Source organism: Promicromonospora sp. NPDC050262 (genome assembly GCF_040655935.1).
In the GTDB taxonomy this organism is placed as follows: Bacteria; Actinomycetota; Actinomycetes; order Actinomycetales; family Cellulomonadaceae; genus Promicromonospora.
Genome location: NZ_JBFAKX010000014.1, coordinates 30,228 through 48,854, shown reverse-complemented (window position 1 = coordinate 48,854; position 18,627 = coordinate 30,228). Strand labels below are relative to the sequence as shown.

The window sequence follows — 18,627 nt, the reverse complement described above, 5'->3', positions numbered from 1 at the left end:
TCCCCGTGCACGACGACGAACGCTGCCCCTGCCTCTCCGGCGACACCTACGGCGCCTGCTGCGGGCGCTACCACTCCGGCGCCGCGAACGCCCCGACCGCCGAGGCCCTGATGCGCTCGCGCTACTCGGCGTTCGCGGTGGGGGACGACGCCTACCTGCTGGCCACGTGGGCGCCGGACACCCGGCCGGACGACGCGGGGATCGGCGACGAGCAGTGGCGCCGCCTCGACATCCACCGCACGGAGCGCGGCGGCCCGTTCGACACGAGCGGCGTCGTCGAGTTCACCGCCTTCTACCGCAACCCGGTCACGGGCGTGCGCGGCAGCCTGCACGAGACCAGCCGGTTCGTCCGCGAGGGCGGCCGATGGTTCTACGTCGACGGCGCCCGGGAAGCCCTCGACCGCTAGGGCCGGTCAGATCCAGCCCTCCTCCCAGGCGCGGTGGGCCGCCGCGTGGCGGGTCGCGACGCCGAGCTTGGCCATCGCCGAGGACAGGTAGTTGCGCACCGTGCCCGGCGCGAGGTGCACGGTGGCCGCGATGTCGGCCACGGGGGAGCCGGTCCGGGCCGCCCGCAGCACCTCCAGCTCGCGGTCGGTCAGCGGGCACTCGTTCTCGGTGAGCGCGGACGCCGCGATCTCGGGGTCCACGTACCGGTGACCGACGGCGACGTCGCGCACGATCTGGGCGAGCCGCGCCGCGGGCGTCGACTTGGGCACGAACCCGCTCACCCCGGCGGCCAGCGCCCGGCGCAGGACGGCGGGGCGGGCGTGCCGCGTGACGATGATGATGCGGGGCGGCGTGCCGCCGGCGTCGGCCAGGATCTGGCCGGCGGCGTGCAGCCCGTCGGTGGGCGGCATCTCCAGGTCGAGCACCGCGACGTCGGGCCGGTGCTGTCCCGCCAGCCGGACCGCCTGGGTGGTGGTGGCCGCCTCGGCCACGACGTGCAGGTCCTCCTCGAGGTCGAGGAGGGCGCACAGCGCGCCGCGCAGCAGCTCCTCGTCGTCGGCCAGCAGCAGGCGGATCATCCGGTCACCGTCGCGGTCACCACGAACCGGTCGTCGTCGCTGACCCACGACAGGCGGCCGCCGACGGCGTCGAGCCGCTCCGCCAGCGAGGCCAGCCCGGTCCCGTCGCCGGCCACGACAGGACGCGCGCCGTCGTTGTCGATCACGAGACGCGCGCCGGCGTCGTCGGGGACCAGGACGATCGCCGCGCGCGTGGCGCTGCTGTGCCGCAGCACGTTGGTCGTGGCCTCGCGGACCACCAGGCCCAGCAGGCTGCGCGGCGCCTGGGGGAGGGCGGCGGCGAGGCCGGCGTCGACGTCGGCGTGCACCTCCACGCCCGCGGCCGTCAGCACCCTGGACGCGTTGGCGATCTCCGCGTCGAGCGTGGTGCGCCGGTAGCCCTGCACCAGGGCGCGGGTCTCGCGCAGGGCGTCCCCGGCGAGCTGCTGCACCTCGCGCATCTGCTCCGCGGCGCGCGCCGGGTCGGCCTCCGCCAAGCGGGCGGCGAGCTCGCTCTTCAGGGCGATCACCTGGAGGTGGTGCCCCTGGATGTCGTGCAGGTCGGCGGCGAAGCGGAGCCGCTCGTCCGCCACGGCGAGCTGTCCGGCCAGCCGCCGGGCGTCGTCCAGCCGGGCGGCCACCTGCCAGCCGCGGAGCATGCCGAGCATGGCCGGGCCGAACGCCACGACCATGAGGGCGGGCATCCACACCGCGTGCGCCACGTTGGGCTCGCCCGTGGCCAGCGCCGTGAACAGGCCGATCGCGGGCAGGACGAGCAGCGCGAGGCCCAGCGCCTGCCACGCCCGGCGGGCGGGCAGGAACATCACCAGCACCGCGATCGTGGCGGCGGGCGCGATGGACCAGATCCCGAAGTTGCCGACGGCGAGCGGCACCGCCGCGGCGACCAGGGCCGCGCCGGCGGCGGTCACGAGCCACCCGGCCGACGGCGCCCGGTCCCGCATCCGCCGCCCCAGCAGGACGCCGCACGCCACGATCGTGGTCGCCGTGGACAGGCCGGTCAGCGCACGCAGCCCGGCGGGGACGTCGGGGTCCAGCACCCAGTCGCCGACGGCGAAGCCCAGCACGCACGCCACGGTGCCCGCCAGCCCCCACCAGACGTTGCGGCGGAAGCTCGCGAGTCCGCTGCCGCCGTCGTCCGCGACGGCCCGGCCGGTGCTCATGACGCCATCCTGCCAGCGCCGACGCCGGTCCGGGGCGCGCCGCGACGCCCTGATGACATCTGTCATACGGGCTCGTGACATGTGCCCGCGCCCGGGTGCGGTCCGGCACTACTGGCGCTCCTCGTCGCGCGACAGCGTGGAGATCAGCGCGGCGAGGAGCGCCGCCCGGAGCGAGGAGACGGAGCGATGACGGAGACGACAGGCCGGGTCACGGCCGCAGGTTCGATGACGGTGCCGGTCAGGGGAGACGGCACGGGCGACACCGCGTCGCCGATGGTGGGCCACCCGGCCGCCCACGGGATGGCGCACCCGGACCACGACACCGCACCCGTGTCGCGGGCCCGGACGGTCGGCAGGTTCCTGGCGCACCTCGCCGAGATGGTCGTGGTGATGGTGCTCGGCATGCTTGCGCTGGCCCCGGCGTGGGACCTGGCGGGCGCCGTCCTCGGCGTCGAGGTGGCGTTGGCCCGGCCGGACGTCGGGGCGGTGGTGATGGTCCTGGACATGGTCGCGGCCATGACGGTGTGGATGCGGGTGCGGCGGCACGGCTGGGCCGCGATCTGGGAGATGAACGCCGCGATGGCGGCGCCGTTCGCGGTGCTGCTCGCGCTGTTCTGGGCCGGGGTCGTGACAGCGGGTGACCTGATGCTCTGGGGCCACGTGCTGATGGTGCCGGCCATGGCGGGGGCGATGCTGCTGCGCCCTGCCGAGTACACGCAGCACGTCCACGGGTTCGACCTGGCGTGGCTGAGGGGCCGGTGGCCCGTGCTGCTCGGGCTGGCGCTGCTCGCCCTGACGATCGCGGGCGGCGTGGGCGGTCTCCCGCCGTGGCTGATCCTGGGGGTCGCCCTCGTGTACCCCGTGGTGGGCCTGGTCCGGAGCAGCATCCGGGGCCGGTCGATGGTGCTGCTGCAGGCGGCCGGGCTCGCGGTGTTCGCGGTGGTCGCGCTGCTGGCCACGGCCTTCGCCGGGCAGGACACCGGGGCGTACGTGGTCGCGGCGGGCCTGGTGGGCCACGCGGTCTGGGACGCGTTCCACCACCGGGCCGGCGCGGTCGTGTGGCGCTGGTACGCCGAGACCTGCGTGGTCTACGACCTCCTGCTGGCCGCGGCGGTGGTCGCGGTGACGTTCGCCCCCTGATCCGGCGGCGTCCCAGGTCAGCCCGCCCGGCCGGGTCCTGCGTGATTCCCGCAGGATCCGGCCGGGCCGCGCGTGGCGGCACGCCCGGCGACGTCGGGCACCCCTACGTTGGGGCGCTATGGACAGCGCGCCCGGAACCCGGCCCGGTACCCCGCCACGCATCCTCGAGCTGCGGATCCACGGCATCGCGAACACGCTGCCGTACGGGGCGCTCGGCCTGCCCCGGGACGAGGTGACGCAGTCCGACGGCGACGGCCTGGGCAGCTTCTGGGTGCCCACGCCGGACGCCGAGGCGCGGGACCGGGCGCTCCCGCCCGGCGACGTCCATGCGATCCGGCCCGACGTGCGCCGCGAGGCGTACTCGTGGGGCGCGATGGCGCGCCTCGGCGGCCTGCCGTTCGGTGGCCTGCTGGGCGTCGTGGGGACGGTCGCGGTGCGCCTGCTGTGGGCGGCGATGGTCCCGTTCGGCCTGGTGAACGCCGCGTACTGGGCCCGTCGCATCCCGGCCCCGGCTCCTGCGGCGCACCGGCCCGCGGCGCGCGACACGCCGACGGGCAGCCTGCGCCCGGACCCGACGGCCGCCCTGACCCGCGTGTTTTCGCTCGGGCTGACGCTGCTGTTCGTCTCGGCCGTCGCGACGGTGGCGATGTCCGTGATCGGCACGCGGTGCATCGGGCTGGCCACCCCCGGTCCCGACGCCGTGGTCCCCGTCTGCGCCCGCATCCCCGACGCCCTGTACGGCCTGGCCCGGCTGGACGTCGGCGACCGACTGGCGCTCCTGTCCCTCGCCCCGGTGCTGCTGGTCGCGGTGCTCGTGGCCGTGGCGCACGGCGGCCAGGTCCGGTTCGAGTCGAAGTTCTCGGTGATGCGCGCCGGGCGCACCGTGCCGCCGTCGGGCCCGCCGCTGCACCGCGCGGGCTTCTGGTCGCAGCGCTCGGGCTCGGGCCTGCTGTGGGCGCACCTGGGCGCGGCGCTCGCCCTGACGGGGCAGTACCTCACCTGGACGCGCTACGCCGACGCCGGCCTGCCGGCCCCGGCCCTGCCCCTGGCGGCCCTGGTCGTGATCCTGGGGGCGTGCGGGTTCGTCGCCCTGCGCACCGACGACGACGGCGTCCAGGCGGTCACCCCGCGCTGGAAGGGCCGGGCCGGGCTCGCCGTGTTCGCCGCCGGGCTGCTGGTCTGGCTGCTGGCGTGCGCCGCCTGCGTCGCCGGGCCGCAGCCGGGGCGGATGCCCGCCCTGATCGGCCTGGACCTGGTGCCCGCGCTGCTCGGCGTCGGCATGGGCGGCATCGCCGCGACGGGCCTCGCGTGGCGCACCGCGCGCAGCACCCGGGCCGTCGCGGCGTGGACGGTCGTGCCGGTGGTCGCCACCGCGTGCGTCGGTGTCGTGCTGGTCACCCAGCCGGGCCCGGTGCTGCGCCACCTGCTCGTGGCCGTCGCGCTGGTCGCCGTGCTGAGCCCCGTGGCGGTCGTGCTGGCCGCGATGCTGCTGCGGCGCCGGGCCGCCGAGGGCTGGAACGGCGCCGGGCCGGGCGTGTTCCTGCTGGTCTCCGTCGCGGCGGCGACCGTGTACTCCAGCCTGCTGGTGCTCGGCGTGCAGTGGGCCCTGCGCAGCGGCGAGCACCCGGCGCCGGAACCGCTCGGCGGCGGCCTGGTCGGCGTCGCGCGCACCGTGCCCGACCCCGACCTCGTGCGGGTCCCGCCGGTCTACACCGAGTTCGGCACGGCGTCCGTGGTGATCGCGCTCGTGTTCGTGGTGCTGCTGGTCGTGGCGGCGGCCGGGCCGTACGTCATCGACACCCTGCGCTCGCGGGCGCTCTGGATCCCGGGCGCGCCGAACACCCTCGGGCCGCCGTACGGTCCGGCGGTGCCCGCCTGGCGGGCGGTCGCCGACGCCCCGGACCCCGACGGCGGAGCCAACCCCGTGCTGGAGCGCGTGCTGCGGGGCCGGCAGGTCGCGGCGATGTCGCACCGGGTGGAGCTGGCCGTCGGTGCCCTGGCTGCCGCGTGCTACGTCGCGGCCCTGGTGGCCCACATCCCGCTGATCGCCCAGCACGACGGCACCGGGGCCGTCCGGGTGCCGCAGTGGCTGTCGTCGCTGGCGGTGCCGGCGCTCGGGGTGCTCGCGGTGACGCTGGTGGCCAGCGCGCTGGCGGGCGCCTCGGGCGGCGTCCCGGGCCGCCCGTGGGGGCTGCTGTGGGACCTCCTGTGCTTCCTGCCGCGCAGCGCCCACCCGTTCGGCCCGCCGAGCTACGCCGAGCGCGTGGTGCCCGAGGTGCGCTCACGCGTGGACGCCTGGCTCACCGGCGCCGACATCGCCGACGACGCCGAGCGCGCGCGGGTGGCCCCCGAGCGCCGCGTGGTGCTGTCGGGGCACTCGATGGGCGGCGTGCTGGCGGCCGCTGTCATCCTGATCCGGGCGGGCAACCCGGTGACCGACGCCGCGTCCGACACCCCGTCCGGCCGCCCGTCCGACAGCGCGGACGGGCGTCTCGGCCTGCTGACCTACGGCGTGCAGCTGCGGCCGTTCTTCGGCCGGTTCTTCCCCGACCTCCTGGGGCCGACGACGACCGGCCTGCCGCGGAGCACCGGCCCGGCCTGGTCGGCGGACCCGTGGGGCGGGCAGGTCGAGGCCGCCGCGCACGCGGAGCGGGCCGCAGGTTCCGGACCCGGGGCCGTTCCGGCGGCGCCGTTGACGCCGGAGGGCCCCGAGCCCGGTTCGGGGGAACAGGTCACGCTGCTGTCGCTGCTGACCTGCGGTGCGAAGAAGCCCGCGTGGGTGAACCTGTGGCGGCGCACCGACTTCCTGGGCTTCCCGGTGATGGGCTACGGGGAGAACGACGTCGACCGCGGCGCGGAGGAGATGGACCGGTCGGCCTATCTCTTCGCCGTGGCGGCGCACTCGGGGTACCCGGCGTCGTGGGCGTACCACGAGGCGCTGGGCGAGGTGATCGATCGGTTGAGGCGGCTGACGCCGGCCGGGCAGTCGGGTGCCCAGCCGGCGGTCACGCAGCGAGGGGAGCCGGGCTGACGACGTCGCGGAGCCGGGCCAGCGCGGACTCGAGGATCTGCGCCACGCGCTCCTTGGTCACGCCGAGACGGCGGCTGATCTCGTCGAGGGTGCGCGTGGTGCCGTCCAGGAGGCCGAAGCGCATCTCCAGGACCCGGGCCTCGACGGCGTCGAGGTGGGCCAGGGCCTGCCGGACGCGGCGGCGCAGCAGGTTCTGCTCGGGGGTGGGCCCGCTCGTGCGCTCGGCCTGCTCGGCGGCGGCGACGGCGCGGACGATCGAGCGGCGTACCCAGCGGTGGGCGTACGCGGCGAACGTGCCGTGCGCGGGGTCGTACGAGTCGGCGGCGCGAACCAGGCCGACGTTACCCTCTTGCACGAGGTCCATGAACGGCAGGCGGCCCGCGTAGGAGCCGGCGATGGCCGGGACGAGGCGGAGGTGGGCGAGGACGAGACGCTCCTTCGCGTATTGCCCGTCCTTGACCCTGGTCTCGAGCTGTGCGCGCAGGCTCGGGGAGACCGCGGTGGCGTCGAGAGTGCGCGCGGCGTCCGCTCCGGCGACTGCTCGCTCGAGGAGGGACTCCAGCTGCGCATCGTCCAGCGACGGCGTGCGCTCGATCATTGCCGCGTAGGACTGCGGCAACGCCGGGTGCGGGGCGGGTTCCTTGCCGCGGCGCGAGCGGGGAGACCGGGAGTTCCTGGTAGTTCTCATCGCAGCTCTCCTGTTGAGTGAGACGAACTTTCCTTGCCCGGAGAATATGGAGTCTTGGTGCTCCGAGGGAAGAGGGGAGAGTTTCGCTGTGAGAGATAACGGGATGATAACGGTGTGCCAGCCGGCTGCCGCGCGGCAACACGCGTTCCAGGCAGGACAGCCCGGGCCCGCTCAAGGAGACTCGTGCCATGGGCCCGCGCGCCTTCCGCTGGGTGTTGCACGTCGACCTCGACCAGTTCCTGGTCGCGGTCGAGATCCTGCGGCGCCCGGAGCTCGCCGGGCGACGGGTCATCGTGGGCGGCCGCGGCGACCCGACGGAGCGGGCGGTGGTCTCCACCGCGTCGTACGAGGCGCGGGAGCTCGGCGTCGGGTCGGGCATGCCGCTGCGGGTCGCGGCCCGCAAGGTGCCGGACGCGATCATCCTGCCCGTCGACCACGAGGCCTACCTCGAGGCCTCCGGGCACGTGATGGACACCCTCCGCGGGCTCGGCACGGCGGTCGAGGTGCTCGGCTGGGACGAGGCGTTCCTCGGCTGCGACGCGGACGACCCGGAGGCGGTCGCCCGCCAGGTGCAGGAGGCGGTCCTCGACGCCACCGGCCTGCACTGCTCGGTCGGCATCGGCGACAACAAGATCCGCGCGAAGATCGCCACCGGGTTCGGCAAGCCCGCGGGCATCTTCCGCCTCACCGAGCAGAGCTGGTTCGACGTGATGGGCCGGCGGCCCACCATCGACCTGTGGGGCGTCGGGCCGAAGGTGTCCAAGCGCCTCGCGGCCCACGGCATTCAGACCGTCGCGCACCTGGCCGCGGCCGACGGCGACGCGCTGGTCGCCGAGTTCGGGCCGCGCATGGGCGCCTGGTACGGCGACCTGGGCCGGGGGCGCGGCTCCGCCGTCGTCGACGACACGCCCTGGGTGGCGCGCGGGCACAGCCGCGAGACCACCTACCAGCGCAACCTCACCACGCCCGAGCAGGTGGAGGCGGCGCTGCGGGACCTGGTCACGCAGGTGCACGCCGACACCGAGGCGGAGGACCGGCCCGTCTTCCGGGTGGGCCTCAAGGTGCGCTACGCGCCCTTCTTCACCCGGGACCGCTCGAAGAAGCTCCCGGCCCCGACCCGGTCGCTCGAGGAGCTGACCGCCGCCGTCCTCGCCCTCGCGGAGGACATGGAGCCGGGCCGCGAGGTACGCCTGCTCGGCGTCCGCGCCGAGATGGTGATGCCCGACGACGGCGACCCTGTCGAGCGGACCCCCGTCCGCGGGCGGATCTGACCGGACCGTCAGGGAGAATGGGTCGGTGACCACCCTCGACGTCGTCCGCATCGACGACCCCGCCGACGAGCGCCTGGCCGACTACAACAGCCTCACGGACGTGGTCCTGCGCTCCAAGCACGAGCCGGCCAAGGGGCTGTACATCGCCGAGAGCTCGACCGTGATCCGGCGGGCGCTCGCGGCGGGGCACCGGCCGCGCTCGTTCCTCATGGCGCCCAAGTGGCTCGACTCGATGAGCGAGGTGATCGCTCGGTCCGGCGCCCCCGTCTACGTCGCCGAGGAGCCGCTGCTCAAGGAGATCACGGGTTTCCATCTGCACCGCGGCGCCCTGGCCGCGATGCACCGGCCGCCGCTGGCGGGCGTGCACGAGCTGCTCGCGGGGGCGCGGGGCGGGGCAGGCGCGCGGCGGGTGGTGATCCTCGAGGACATCGTCGACCACACCAACGTCGGGGCTGCCATGCGTGCGTGCGCGGCCCTGGGCGTCGATGCCGTGCTCTTCACGCCGAGCTGTGCGGACCCCTTGTACCGGCGTGCCGTCAGGGTCTCGATGGGCACCGTGTTCCAGATCCCGTGGACAAGGATCGATCCTTGGCCGGGCGGCATCGAGACGCTGCACGATCGCGGCTTCACGGTGGCCGCCCTGGCGCTGGAGGACGACTCGATCTCGTTGGATGACCTGGTGGCGAATCCTCCCGAGAAGCTTGCGCTGGTGCTCGGCACGGAAGGCGACGGCCTGAAAGCCAGCACGATCGCCAACTGCGACCTGACCGTTCGGATCCCCATGTCCGGGGGAGTGGACTCGCTGAACGTCGCATCGGCCGTTGCTGTAGCCGCATGGGCGACGCGCGTGCCGGACGACGGGCACTGACTCCTCGTCGAGGAGGACTCGGTCCGGATCGTGGAGCGGACGTTCTCGATCGACCCAGACGGCTCGCCCACCTCGACAAGGCTCGGGCTGCGTCGTGGCCGTGATTCTGGCCGCTGCCTTGGCTGGTAGGGGATCGGGCCGTTGCGGGGGTCGGTGTGGCAGCCGATCTGGTAGCGGCTGCGGGGTGTGCGGCCGGTGCTCGGACCCGTCATGCCGACCGCGGGGGTCCAGGCCGGGGTGGTGGGTTGTTTGGGGGCGGGTGCCTGGCCGTAGGCGGGTCGGGTGGGGCCGGTCGCCGCTGCTTCAGCGGGCAGGATTGCGGCGGCGCGAACCACGGTCGTGTCGCGGACTGTGGTGCGAACCAGCGCATCACGAGCCGGTGTTGCATTGCCGGTCGTTACCGGTGCGGGTGGTGTGGGCGCGACCGAGACATACGTGTGCCCCGTCGGCGTCACCGTCTCCACCGCGTCGCGGCCGTAGACCTGGGTGGTCTTCTGCCGCCAGCCCGGTGCCTGCTTCGCATAGTTGCACCGGGCACACAAGCCGTGCCCGTTGTCGAGGCTGGTTGGTCCGCCCTCCACAAACGGGGTGACGTGGTCCAGGTGCCGGATCGGGGCGTCACACCACGTCGTAGCGCAGATCCCTTGTTCCCTCGCCCGGAGAACGGCGGCCAGACCCATCGGATGGAACCGGGACGTCGGCGTCGTCGCCGCCAGGCGACCGTGCGGGTTGACGTAGATCGATCGCAGCCACGCGGTGTCGGTCTCGATCGCATGCGCCGCCAGGTGGCGGGCGACCGGCGCCGGGACCGTACCCACACCCGCCGGAGCGCCCTCCAGCACCACACCGGGCTCGTTACCACCGGCCAGCAGGGTCTGGTCGGAGACGAGCAGGTTGATCGTGACCGGCATATCACCCGCGTGGCCAGGCTGACGGGCGGTGACGCGTTCGATCAGGGTGTCGGCCATGATCTGCCCGACCCCACGTTCGTCCCCGGCCGTCTTGGTCGTCTCGGCGTGAGCCTTCAGCTGGGCGTAGGCCTGCACACCCTCAGCCATCGGGACCAGGGCCGTGAGGTAGACCATCAGGTCCGGGGCCGGACGCACCGACACCCGCCGCTCAGTGACCGCCCTCGCGTTGCGCTTCACGCACGCGTGCACATCCAACCGGGCGGCCAGCTCCTTGATCCGGGCGACCAGGCGGCGCGTGCCCATCCAGGCCAGCTCCGCCAGACCGGCCGGTCCGCAGATCTCCTCATCGATCAGCGCGCGGTGCTCCACCGTCAGGTGGGACGTCTCCCGCACGAGCAGGGTGGCCCGCCACGGCGACAACACCCCCGCCTCCAGGGCCGAGAAGGTGTGCGGCATCTGCGTGACCCACACCCGGGCCGTGCCCAGGAACCCGGCACCCGCGTGCGGGCTCACCCGCAACGCAGCACCGACCTGGTTCGGCACCCCACGACCCCTGCGTTCGGACCGGATGCCCTGCGCTGCCTCTTCGGCCCGTGTGGCCTCATCCAACACCACGGCCAACCTCGCCTGCGTCGCCGTGACCGCGTTCTTCAACGCCTCCAACTCACCAAGCAGATCCACCCACTCCGCCTGCGCCCGCGGCCCGCTTCCACCTGGGCCAGCCTCGGTACCCGCACCGCTGTCAGTGGTCCTTGGCAGGATCATGCCCGCCAACGCCCGACGCACCTCCCGCACACCGGCAGCATCCACCGCCGCGCCATTGACAACCCCGGCCCTTGAGATGTCACCGACCACGCCCGGCTTCTCCCCGACCAGCTCTGCCGGATCCAAGGGCAGCACCGAACCGACGGGCGACTCATCGCCCACCAGTACCGGAACCACCCTCGGCCGCGTCATGCCATCAACCTATGACACGCGCGTTCGAACCGCTCGCCGAACCGACCCCGTCTGCCAACAGCGGAAACCCGATACCCGCCTTGCTCGCAGACCCGTGGACACATGCCACATCGAGGTGGTGGGCCTGGTGGTGCGCAAGCCCGACGGCGGGCGGCGTCGACTCCCTCGACGCCGCCGCGCCGGCTCAGAGCAGCTGGGACCGGCGGGGCGCGGCGGTCTCGCGCTGGAGCTCGTCCTGGCGGCCCTGCCAGCCCTTGAACTTCTCCTGCGCCTCCATCTCCTGGGGGCTGGGCGCCAGCCCGACGACCAGGAGCATCATGATCGTGCTGACCGTGACGCCGATGATGAGCGGGCCTAGGAGCGCTCCCACACCGATGCCGGTGTCGATCGGCATGATCGCGTCGGTCTCCTCGGCCCGCATGGCCGCCATGCCCGTGTAGTGCATGCCGGAGACGGCGAGGCCCATGATCACCGTCGCGCCCGCGCCGGCGGCGAAGTTGCGCACCTTCGCCGAGAGCCAGAGGCCCGCGGTCGCGGCGACCACTCCGATGATCACCGATGCGATGACGGTCGGGATGTCGTAGGTGATCTCGACGCCCACGTGCAGGGCGCGCATGCCGAGGTAGTGCATGGCGGCGATGCCCAGGCCGGTGATCAGGCCGCCCGCGACCAGGGCGACCGGCCCGACGCCCGCGGTGCGGACGATGAAGAGGCCGAGGCCCACGACGACGATGGCGAGCAGGCCGCTCGCCAGCGTGAGCGGTACGTCGAAGCGGGTCTCGGTGCCGCGCACGTAGAAGCCGAGCATGGCGACGAAGTGCATCACCCAGATGCCCGTGCCGCCGATGGAGATCGCGCCGAGGCCGAGCCAGGCGACGCTTGCGAATCCATGGGCCACGCGGGCGCGGGCCGTACAGGTCAGGCCGACGGCGCAGCCGGCGCACGAGAGCAGGAACGAGAGGACGGGGGTGACCCAGCCCAGCGCGAAGTGGTCGATCATGATGTCGTTCTCCAGCGAGTGCAGTGAGGGGGGTGCGACCCGCCGTCGCTCGAGGACGTCGCAGGGATGTCGCACGGACATCGAAGCGGTTCGGATCGTCGCCAAGTTAGCGGGTCTATGGGACGACATGCACTGTTTGTACAGGGTTAATTTCACCGACGAAGGGGTGATCTTTTCGCGCCGCGGGGCGCAGCATTTCCCTGGGATTCCGTTCCTCGCCGACGTCGCGCCGCCGGTGTGACGCAGGTCCCGTCCCACGCTCCGGAGGGGGCGGAACAGGCCCGGCAAAGTTAGGTTAGGCTCACCGTCGTGACCACCAAGACCGAGGGGCTCGACGTCAAGCCCTCGCGAATGTTCGATGTCCAGGTCGCGCGCGTGACGCGCCTGTGCCCGTCCTTCGTTCGCTTCACCTTCACGGGCCCGGACCTGGACAAGTTCGCGGACAACGGCCGCGACCAGCGCATCAAGCTGCTCCTCCCGTCGCCCCAGGGCGGCTGGGACGCCCTGCGCCGCGACGACCCCGACTGGTACGCCGCCTGGCGCATGCTCCCCGACGAGCACCGCAACCCGATGCGCACCTACACGGTCCGCACCGTGCGGCAGAACCTGCGCGAGGTCGACGTCGACGTCGTGATGCACGGTGACACCGGTCCCGCGTCCCGCTGGGCACTGACGGCGGCCGCCGGCGACCCCCTGGTCATCATGGGTCCCAACGCGGAGTACGACGGCGTGCACGGCGGCGTCGAGTTCGCCCCGCCGGCCTCCAGCCACGCGCTGCTGCTGGCCGGTGACGAGACCGCGGTGCCCGCCATCGCCGCCATCTGCGAGTCCCTCCCCGGGGACGCCGTGGGCGAGGTCTTCCTCGAGGTGCCCCACCCCGAGGACGGCTGGCAGCTCGGCGCGCCCGAGGGTGTGCGCGTGCACTGGCTGGCCCGCGACGGGCGCGAGCACGGCGACGTGCTGGTCCCGGCCGTCCAGGCCGCCGCCGACCGGCTGCTCGCGATGGGTGTGCGGCCGTCGTCGGACACCTCGCCCGCGCTGACCGCCGCCGGCGTGGACCTGTCCGGCGAGGCGGACGACGTCGACATCGACACGGGCATCCTCTGGGAGGTGCCGGTCGACGAGGCGGGCCGCCCCCTGGCGCAGGACACCGTGCTGTACGCGTGGCTCGCGGGTGAGGCGGGCGTCATCAAGACGCTGCGCCGGTACCTCGTCAACGAGTGCCAGGTGGACCGCAAGTCCGTGGCGTTCATGGGCTACTGGCGCAAGGGCCGCGCGGAGAACTGATCCCGCGGCGTACGAGCCCACGAACCGCGTCGACCGTGCCGGTCGACGCGGTTCGTGGGCTCAGCGCAGGACGCCCAGGTCCTCGACCACCTCGACGCCCGGCATGACGCAGAGCAGCGGCCCGGGCATGAGCAGCTTGGAGCGCCGCACGCCGGACCCCATCAGCGCCATGGTGCCGTCCTGCGTGAACCGGGAGTCGACGAGCACGCGGTAGTGCTCCGGCAGGCCCACTGGCGTGATGCCGCCGTACTCCATGCCGGAGTCGGCCACCGCGCGGTCGGTCGGCAGGAACGACGCCTTGCGGACGTCGAGCAGCTTGCGCACGCGCTTGTTGACGTCGGCGAACGTGCTGGCGGGCACCACGCAGGCCGCGATGCGCTCCTCCTCGGCCCGCTTGCCGGCCACCAGCACGCAGTTGGCCGAGGCCTCCGGCGGCAGGTCGTGCAGCTCGTTGAGCGTCGCGGTGTCGGCGTGGTCCGGGTCGATCTCGGTGACCGCGACCTGGTTGGCGACCCGCTCGTCGGCGGCGGCCCAGGCGGCCAGCGCCGCGCGGACGGGCTCGGCGAGGAGCTCCGGGTGGTCGAGCGCGGGCGCCCAGGCGAGGTCGCCCAGGGTCGGCAGGGTGGCGTTGTCGCTCATCGGCTGTACGTCGCCGTCAGCGTGGCGCGGCCCAGCAGGTGGAAGTACACGTTGAACGCCACCTGCGCGTTGGTGCTGTCCGGCCCCAGGCCGAGCTCGCCGGGCGCCACGTCCAGCGCGTGCACGGCGAAGATGTACCGGTGCGGGTGGTCGCCGGGTGGCGGGCCCGCGCCCTCGAAGCCCGGGGTGTGGCCGTCGCTGCGGGTCTGGAACGCTCCGGCGGGCAGCCCTGAGCCGTCGGGTGCGCCCGCGCCGGTCTCCAGCGACGTCACGTCGGCCGGCAGGTCGCCCACGGTCCAGTGGTGGTAGCCCATCGGCGTCGGCGCGTCCGGGTCGTAGCAGGTCACGACGAACGACCTGGTGCCCTCGGGGTAGCCGCTCCACTCCAGCGCGGGGGAGATGTTCCGGTCGTGCGCGGCGTGCGCGTCCGGCATGCGCTCACCGTCGATCAGGTCGGTGCTCTTCAGCTCGAAGACGGCGGGCGCGGGCAGCAGCGTGTACGGGTCCGGCGGGTAGGGACGAGTGAAATCCATGGGGCTCACTCTGTCAGGTGACACGGAGCAGGTGGCGGAACGCCGTGCGGGCTCGCGCCGGGCTGGGCTCGTCGCCGGTGATGAGGTCCGCGTAGGTGAGCGACTCCGAGACCCGCACCAGCAGGTAGGCCAGCTCCTCCGGCGTGATGGTGCCGCCGAACGGCTCGTCGCCCAGGTCGCGGACCACGAGCCACTCGACGGTCGCGACGAAACGGCGCTGGATCGGGCTGTCCGCCGTGGTGAGCAGGCGCAGGGAGCGGGCCGGCTCGCGGCGCAGGAACGCGCGGAAGTAGTCGGCCACGATCAGGTCGTGCGCGAACGTGGTCAGCAGGTCCGCGAGCCGCTCGGCGCCGGTCAGGTGCTCGGTCGCGTGCTCCGCCTGCACCAGCGTGGGCACGGCGAGCGACCACAGCACCTCGGACAGCAGGGCGTCCCGGTTGCCGACCCAGCGGAACACCGACGTGCGGTCCACGCCGAGCTGCGTGGCCAGCGGGCCCATGTCGATGCGGTAGCCCTCGATGAAGGTGTCCCGCGCCAGGTCGAGCACCCGCTGCGCCTCGGGGTGCGTGGCCAGCCGGGCGGACAGCCGGCTCGGCGCCGCCTGCAGCCCGACCGTCGCGATGCTCGACGTCGTGGTCGTCATCAGGTCATCCAACCGCTGGACCGGCGTCCCGTGCAACACAATGCAGAATGATGCATACGGGACATCCCTCTCTGAACAGCACCCTATCCCCGGGCGTCGGGGCGTGCTACGGTCCCCATGCAAACCGACCAGACGGTACGGAGGTGCGCGTGGCTGACGACGACGTCGCCGAGGGGTCCGGGAGCGAGGCCGGGTACGGTCCCGAGGGTGGGACCGGGCGCAGGTTCGCGGGCCGCGTCGCGCTCGTCACCGGGGCGAGCCGGGGGATCGGGCTCGCGATCGCCCGCCGGATCGTGGCCGAGGGCGGCCGGGTGGTGCTCACCGGCCGCTCCGCCGACACGCTGGCCGAGGCGGTGGCCGGGCTCGGTGCGGACCGCGCCCTGGGCGTGGCGGGCAAGGCGGACGACGCCGAGCACCGCGCCGAGGCCATCGCGCGGACGATCGAGCGCTTCGGGCGGCTGGACCACCTGGTGAACAACGCCGGGATCAGCCCCGCCTACGGGCCGCTCGCGGGGCTGGAGACGGGCGTGGCCCGCAAGATCCTCGAGGTGAACGTGATCGCGGCGCTGGAGTGGACGCGGGAGGCGGTCGCGGCCGCGGGGGCGACGGCTGGGTCCGCCCTGCGCTCCGTCGTCAACATGGCGTCGCTGGCGGGCACGACGTCGGCCACGAACATCGGCTTCTACGGCGTCTCGAAGGCGGCCCTGATCAACCTGACGGTGCAGCTCTCGGACGAGCTCGCCCCGGCCACGCGGGTCAACGCGCTCGCGCCCGCCGTCGTGAGGACGCGGCTCGCGCGCGCCCTGTACGAGGGTCGCGAGGAGGAGGCGGCGCGCGCCTACCCGTTGCGGCGGCTCGGGGAGCCGGACGACGTGGCCGGGCCCGCCGCCTTCCTCCTGTCCGACGACGCCGCCTGGGTCACCGGCCAGACCCTGCTGGTCGACGGCGGGGCGAGCGTGCGGGCGGCGTGGTGAGCCGCCCGGCGACGGCGCTCGCGGTGAAGGATGTGCCCATGCGCACCACGAACGTCCACGACCAGGTCCTGCGGGCCGCCCTCGACCTCTTCGCCTCGCAGGGCTACGCGACCACGAGCGTCCAGCAGATCGTCGCCGCCGCGGGCGTCACCAAGGGCGCCATGTACCACTACTTCGCCTCCAAGGACGACCTGCTGTTCGCGATCTACGAGCGGATGCTGTCGCTGCAGAAGGCGCGGCTCGACCAGCTCGTCGCGGCGGGCGAGGAGCGAGGCGACGACGTGGAGCAGGTGCTGCGCGCCGTCTGCGAGGACGTGGTGACCACCTCGATCGAGCTGCTGCCCGAGGGCACCGTGTTCACCCGCAGCCAGCACATGCTCGCGCCGGAGCGGCAGGCGGAGGTCAAGCGGCGCCGTCGGGCGTACCACGACGACTTCCAGGCGCTGCTGGAGCGCGGGATCAAGGAGGGCGTGTTCCGCGACGACGTGCCCACCGCGGTGCTCATCGCCAACTTCTTCTCCGACGTGCACTACCTGCCCCAGTGGTACTCGCCCACGGGGCCCGAGACCACCGCCGAGGTGGCGGAGCAGCTCACGGAGCTGTTCCTGCGCGGCATCAGACACAGCAGCAGGAAGGACTGAGACGTGAACCCACCCACGGCGATGAAGGCGTGGCGCGTGGTCTCCCACGGGGAGCCCGAGCAGGTGATGGAGCTGCACGACGTACCGGTGCCCGAGCCCGGACCGGGCGAGGTACTGGTCCGGGTGCGGGCCGTGGCGGTGAACTTCCCCGACGTCCTGCTGGCGCGCGGCGAGTACCAGGAGCGGCCCGAGCTGCCGTTCGTGCCGGGCATCGAGCTGTGCGGCGACGTCGTGGCGCTCGGGCCCGGCGTGGCCGAGGGCGAGCGGCTGCGGGTGGGCGACCGCGTCGTCGGCTCGAAGATCGGGGTGCTGGCGCAGTACGCGACGGTCCCGGCCCAGGCGGTGCACGCGGCGCCGTCGGCGCTGGACGACGCCCAGGCCGCCGCGCTGACGATCGCTTACCAGACGGCGTGGTTCGGGCTGCACCGGCGGGCCGGCCTGCGGGCGGGCGAGACGCTGCTGGTGCACGCCGCCGCGGGCGGCGTGGGCACGGCCGCGTGCCAGCTCGGCGCTGCGGCCGGCGCGCGCGTGGTCGGGGTGGTGGGCAGCCCGGAGAAGGTGGCCGCGGCCCGCGCCGCGGGCGCGGACGAGGTGTTCCTGCGCGACGACGACTGGGTCGGCGCGCTGCGCGGCGGTGTCGACGTGGTGTTCGACCCCGTGGGCGGCGAGTCGTTCGAGCGCTCCACGCGCTGCCTGGCGTTCGAGGGGCGGATCGTGGTGGTCGGGTTCGCGAGCGGGGGGCTGCCGAAGGTCCGGGCCGACCTCGCCCTGGTGAAGAACTACGGGGTGCTCGGCCTGCACTGGGCGCTCTACCAGCAGCGGCGGCCCGACCTCGTGGACGTCGCGCACACCGAGCTGGAGCGGCTCGCCGCGACCGGTGTGCTACGCCCGGCGCTGGGCGACGTGGTCGGGTTCGGCCAGGCGCCCGCCGTGGTGGCGCGGCTGGCGGGCGGCGCGACGACGGGGCGGCTCGTGGTCCGGGTGGCCGACGACGCGGTGGTCGGCGACGGGGAGGTGGCGGCATGACGGCCCCGGGGGCGGGCCCGACCGTCGCCGCGCTGTACGACCTGACCGGCCGGGTCGCCCTCGTGACGGGCGCGGCGCGCGGCATCGGCGAGGCGTACGTGCGGATCCTGCACGACGCCGGCGCGCACGTGGTGATCACCGACGTGCTGGACGCCGCGGGCCGGGCGCTGGCCGAGGAGCTGGGGGAGCGGGCCGGGTTCGCGCACCTGGACGTGACCGACGAGGACGCGTGGGAACGGGTCGTGGGCCAGGTGGTCGACGAGCTCGGCGGCGTGGACGTGCTGGTCAACAACGCGGGCATCGCCAACGCGGCCCCGATCGAGCACTTCACGCTCGCCAAGTGGAACGCCGTGATGGCGGTCAACGCCACGGGCGTGTTCCTGGGCTGCCGGGCGGTGGTGCCCACGATGAAGGCGGCGGGGCGCGGCTCGATCATCAACATCTCCTCGGTGGAGGGGCTGCGCGGGAGCTGGAGCCTGCACGGGTACACCGCCTCCAAGTTCGCGGTGCGGGGCCTGACCAAGTCGCTCGCCGTGGAGCTGGGCAAGGACGGGATCCGGGTCAACTCGGTGCACCCCGGCCTGGTCCTGACCGAGATGAGCGCACGGATCGACCCCGACGCGCTGGTGATCCCGCTCGGCCGGCCGGGGGTGCCCGCCGACCTGGCGGGGACCATCCTGTTCCTCGCGAGCGAGGCGTCGGCGTGGATCTCCGGCCAGGAGATCGTGGTGGACGGCGGCATGACCAGCGGGATACCGCACCGGTAGGACGGCCGCCGGCCGGTCGGCGGCGGCGTTCTGGGCCCCCAACAAACCGGCCGGTTGGTTTCTCAC

At 73.8% G+C, this 18,627-nt stretch carries 17 protein-coding genes and 1 pseudogene; 10 read left to right on the top strand and 8 right to left on the bottom strand.

Annotated elements, in window-relative coordinates:
- The first annotated feature begins 5 nt into the window (after positions 1-5).
- A complete protein-coding gene (locus tag AB0I29_RS19920) occupies positions 6-407 on the top strand; it encodes a YchJ family protein (RefSeq protein WP_285106812.1) in 402 nt (133 codons plus the stop codon).
- A 6-nt stretch (positions 408-413) separates the two neighbouring features.
- Here the strand turns inward: AB0I29_RS19920 and AB0I29_RS19915 are convergent, their stop codons facing one another.
- Together AB0I29_RS19915 and AB0I29_RS19910 are read right to left on the bottom strand one after the other, a co-directional pair.
- On the bottom strand, positions 414-1,025 hold the full coding sequence (locus AB0I29_RS19915) for a response regulator transcription factor (RefSeq protein WP_357484758.1): 612 nt from the start codon (positions 1,023-1,025) through the stop codon (positions 414-416).
- Positions 1,022-2,185 (bottom strand): histidine kinase, encoded by a 1,164-nt coding sequence (locus AB0I29_RS19910; RefSeq protein ID WP_357484755.1) that lies wholly within the window; start codon positions 2,183-2,185, stop codon positions 1,022-1,024. The genes AB0I29_RS19915 and AB0I29_RS19910 overlap by 4 nt, the downstream gene beginning before the upstream one ends.
- A 186-nt stretch (positions 2,186-2,371) precedes the next feature.
- On the opposite strand from AB0I29_RS19910, the gene AB0I29_RS19905 reads away from it, so the two are divergent.
- Together AB0I29_RS19905 and AB0I29_RS19900 are read left to right on the top strand one after the other, a co-directional pair.
- Positions 2,372-3,325, top strand: a complete 954-nt coding sequence (locus AB0I29_RS19905) for a hypothetical protein (RefSeq protein WP_357484752.1) — start codon at positions 2,372-2,374, stop codon at positions 3,323-3,325.
- A gap of 118 nt (positions 3,326-3,443) precedes the next feature.
- Positions 3,444-6,356, top strand: coding sequence for a hypothetical protein (locus AB0I29_RS19900; RefSeq protein ID WP_357484749.1), 2,913 nt, complete (start codon positions 3,444-3,446; stop codon positions 6,354-6,356).
- On the opposite strand, the gene AB0I29_RS19895 is transcribed toward AB0I29_RS19900, so the two are convergent.
- A complete protein-coding gene (locus tag AB0I29_RS19895; protein WP_285106822.1) occupies positions 6,331-7,044 on the bottom strand; it encodes a sigma-70 family RNA polymerase sigma factor in 714 nt (237 codons plus the stop codon). The two genes, AB0I29_RS19900 and AB0I29_RS19895, sit on opposite strands and share 26 nt — an antisense overlap.
- A gap of 188 nt (positions 7,045-7,232) precedes the next feature.
- On the opposite strand from AB0I29_RS19895, the gene AB0I29_RS19890 reads away from it, so the two are divergent.
- Positions 7,233-8,315 (top strand): DNA polymerase IV, encoded by a 1,083-nt coding sequence (locus AB0I29_RS19890; protein WP_357484744.1) that lies wholly within the window; start codon positions 7,233-7,235, stop codon positions 8,313-8,315.
- 25 nt (positions 8,316-8,340) lie between these two features.
- Positions 8,341-9,183, top strand: coding sequence for an RNA methyltransferase (locus AB0I29_RS19885; RefSeq protein WP_357484741.1), 843 nt, complete (start codon positions 8,341-8,343; stop codon positions 9,181-9,183).
- A 119-nt stretch (positions 9,184-9,302) separates the two neighbouring features.
- Here the strand turns inward: AB0I29_RS19885 and AB0I29_RS19880 are convergent.
- Positions 9,303-10,859 (bottom strand): annotated as a pseudogene (locus AB0I29_RS19880) (DUF222 domain-containing protein); the annotation flags it as partial.
- A gap of 376 nt (positions 10,860-11,235) precedes the next feature.
- A complete protein-coding gene (locus AB0I29_RS19875; RefSeq protein WP_357484738.1) occupies positions 11,236-12,051 on the bottom strand; it encodes an MHYT domain-containing protein in 816 nt (271 codons plus the stop codon).
- Positions 12,052-12,360: 309 nt separating this feature from the next.
- Between AB0I29_RS19875 and AB0I29_RS19870 the strand changes: the two genes are divergently transcribed.
- Positions 12,361-13,338 carry a siderophore-interacting protein gene (locus tag AB0I29_RS19870; protein WP_357484735.1) on the top strand — a complete coding sequence of 326 codons (978 nt, stop codon included), beginning with the start codon at positions 12,361-12,363 and terminating at the stop codon, positions 13,336-13,338.
- Between the two features lie 60 nt (positions 13,339-13,398).
- Here the strand turns inward: AB0I29_RS19870 and AB0I29_RS19865 are convergent, their stop codons facing one another.
- From AB0I29_RS19865 to AB0I29_RS19855, 3 genes are read right to left on the bottom strand one after another with little or no spacing between them, the layout of a single operon-like run.
- A complete protein-coding gene (locus AB0I29_RS19865) occupies positions 13,399-13,977 on the bottom strand; it encodes a YbaK/EbsC family protein (RefSeq protein ID WP_285106831.1) in 579 nt (192 codons plus the stop codon).
- A complete protein-coding gene (locus AB0I29_RS19860; RefSeq protein ID WP_357484730.1) occupies positions 13,974-14,510 on the bottom strand; it encodes a YbhB/YbcL family Raf kinase inhibitor-like protein in 537 nt (178 codons plus the stop codon). The genes AB0I29_RS19865 and AB0I29_RS19860 overlap by 4 nt, the downstream gene beginning before the upstream one ends.
- A gap of 13 nt (positions 14,511-14,523) precedes the next feature.
- Positions 14,524-15,153 carry a QsdR family transcriptional regulator gene (locus AB0I29_RS19855; RefSeq protein ID WP_285106834.1) on the bottom strand — a complete coding sequence of 210 codons (630 nt, stop codon included), beginning with the start codon at positions 15,151-15,153 and terminating at the stop codon, positions 14,524-14,526.
- A 149-nt stretch (positions 15,154-15,302) separates the two neighbouring features.
- Here AB0I29_RS19855 and AB0I29_RS19850 point away from each other — a divergent pair, with 149 nt between their 5' ends.
- Genes AB0I29_RS19850 through AB0I29_RS19835 form a run of 4 tightly spaced genes read left to right on the top strand, consistent with a single transcriptional unit; the run spans position 15,303 to position 18,561 of the window.
- Positions 15,303-16,127 (top strand): SDR family oxidoreductase, encoded by an 825-nt coding sequence (locus AB0I29_RS19850; protein WP_357484726.1) that lies wholly within the window; start codon positions 15,303-15,305, stop codon positions 16,125-16,127.
- Positions 16,128-16,165: 38 nt separating this feature from the next.
- Positions 16,166-16,768 carry a TetR/AcrR family transcriptional regulator gene (locus AB0I29_RS19845; RefSeq protein ID WP_357484723.1) on the top strand — a complete coding sequence of 201 codons (603 nt, stop codon included), beginning with the start codon at positions 16,166-16,168 and terminating at the stop codon, positions 16,766-16,768.
- Positions 16,769-16,771: 3 nt separating this feature from the next.
- Entirely contained in the window at positions 16,772-17,794 is a 1,023-nt protein-coding gene (locus tag AB0I29_RS19840) for an NADPH:quinone oxidoreductase family protein (RefSeq protein ID WP_357484720.1), read from the top strand.
- On the top strand, positions 17,791-18,561 hold the full coding sequence (locus tag AB0I29_RS19835) for a glucose 1-dehydrogenase (protein WP_357484717.1): 771 nt from the start codon (positions 17,791-17,793) through the stop codon (positions 18,559-18,561). Before AB0I29_RS19840 ends, AB0I29_RS19835 begins: the two co-directional genes overlap by 4 nt.
- Positions 18,562-18,627: the final 66 nt, after the last annotated feature.